Raw genomic sequence first — 2,056 nt, forward strand, 5'->3', positions numbered from 1 at the left:
TATTAATTCCATCAATTCAACTCCTTTTCTTACCGTACCAGCCACCCATAATTCTGCCAACCAGATAATATTGTAGATGTCAAGTAACTTTTTACAATTTTCGGTCAATAATTTTTTACACCTAATTATTGACAAAAATGGTTTTGCGGTGTTTCAATCTGTAGCTGTCGCCATCCAGATTTATTACTTCACATTTATGCACTATTCGGTCCAAAATAGCTGTTGTTATCGCAGGATCTCCAAGAAGTTCTCCCCATTCTTCCGGGCCTTTATTTGATGTTATAATAATGGAGGTTTGTCCGTAGAGTTTATTTAGGGTTTCCTTAACGGGAATCCATTTGGTTTTTATGGTTCCACTAATACCAAATTAAGCCAGTTTAATTGAAAATTTTTAAGCCTAAAAAGCCAGTATAAAAATTTGCATAAAAGAAGCTGGAGCTTCTTTTCCAAGTTCATCACAATGAGGTTTAGTATTATGGTGGATTCGCTTGTTTCTTTAAGTTTGGCCATAATGCAATCCATCGTGTATTTTCTTTTTCCTGTCCCAAACTTACCTTCTACTTCATTCCTTTCGCAAGAATCTTGGTATGCCTGCTTTTTAGCCTCTTTTTTCTCTTCCTCTGTCGTTCTCCCAAGCTTTGGCCCGCTCAATCTGATTCCCCTTGCTTTACAGAAATCCCGGTTCTCCCGTGTCCTATATATTTTATCTGCTAAAACAGCTTCCGGATAGAATCCACGCTTTTCTTTATATCTCTCGATCGAATCAATCAATGTTCCATTCTCGTTATATGCATCCCACTCCAGCTTTTCTGAAAATACATACCCATTTACAACACTTACTGAAAGCTTTGCACCAAATTCAACCGATGCAGATGCTTTCCCTCGAACAATCGGCCTTACATGTGGCTGACTGATACTGACGATCCTATCCTCTATTCGGTATTGTCCATTTTCATACATCTCATTCTGCTGACGGTATAATTCCTGGATAACCAAAAGGTTCTTGTATTGACGCTTATTCAGCAATTCCAATCCATTTCGTCTGACTAATGCTTCCACTATTTTTATGTCTCTACGGATATATCTTAAGAGCTTGCCTTTCATTTTTCGAATTACAGCGGGCTTCGGTTTTCTTTGCTTTGTAAATGCAATATAACTGTCATGCGCTTTTTGTCGGTATGTACGTGCCTTCTTTCTCAATCCCTTTTCTGGTTCATGAAGAATATCAATGATCTCCTCAAGTTTCTCTCTGGCTTCATTCAATAATCTTGCATCTGTAGGATATTGGATGTCAGCCGGTGTACAGGTTGCATCCAAAATTATCTTGCCGGATTTTTTACAATTAACACATTCATCCTCCTCGGGCCCATCATGGCTTCCTGAAGAACTTGGAGGCCCCATCTGATTATTATCATCCTTGTCTTCATTTTCTATGGCAATAGCAGCTATTCTTTCGTTAACCTCATTAAGGATATCCGGGCTGAAACGTTTTCTAAAGTGAGTAATGAGTGAATCGGCAAATGGCTTTTCTTCAATAAACCGAGGAAAACCCAGGAAGTATTGAAGATAAGGGTTTTCAGCAATCTGATTCACTGTTTCCTCATCAGAGATAGCAAGTCTGGTTTTTATTATGAGAGTGCCCAATCCCACTCGTACTGAAAAAGCCTCTTCACCTGTGTTTGGTGATCTGAAGTTACCCACATACTTATCTTCGAATTCCCACCATGGAATTAGCTCTGCTAATTTCACCCACCTATTTTTTCTATTAAGCTTGCCACCAAACGGAAGGAAGAAGTCATCCGATATCATGATCTGTTTTTCGCTGCTTTTGTACATTTTCATTACTCCCACGTGCATACTTTTTTAAGAATAATTACTACTTCCTATGCACTATTATACTACAAAAGCAGTCTGAAATCCAGCACTTATGCGGGTTTTGTTTCCGTTAAGCAAGCCCTACTTATGACAATTACTAAAACTCTTGGATTCTATTTCCCGGCAGCGGATATTTCGAAAGTGATTAATCTGGAGTTTTCACGTGCATTTTATGCGGCGG

General features: G+C 38.8%; 2 protein-coding genes. Both read right to left on the reverse strand.

Features of this window, described 5'->3' with window-relative positions:
* Window positions 1-121 precede the first annotated feature (121 nt).
* Window positions 122-361, reverse strand: a complete 240-nt coding sequence (locus tag AC29Z1_RS16765; RefSeq protein ID WP_488272595.1) for an ATP-binding protein — start codon at window positions 359-361, stop codon at window positions 122-124.
* The gene (locus tag AC29Z1_RS16770; RefSeq protein WP_488272596.1) at window positions 346-1,836 is read right to left on the reverse strand and encodes an IS5 family transposase; all 1,491 of its coding nucleotides are present in this window, start codon (window positions 1,834-1,836) and stop codon (window positions 346-348) included. Before AC29Z1_RS16770 ends, AC29Z1_RS16765 begins: the two co-directional genes overlap by 16 nt.
* Window positions 1,837-2,056 lie beyond the last annotated feature (220 nt).

The organism is Sporomusa sp., from assembly GCF_057736855.1.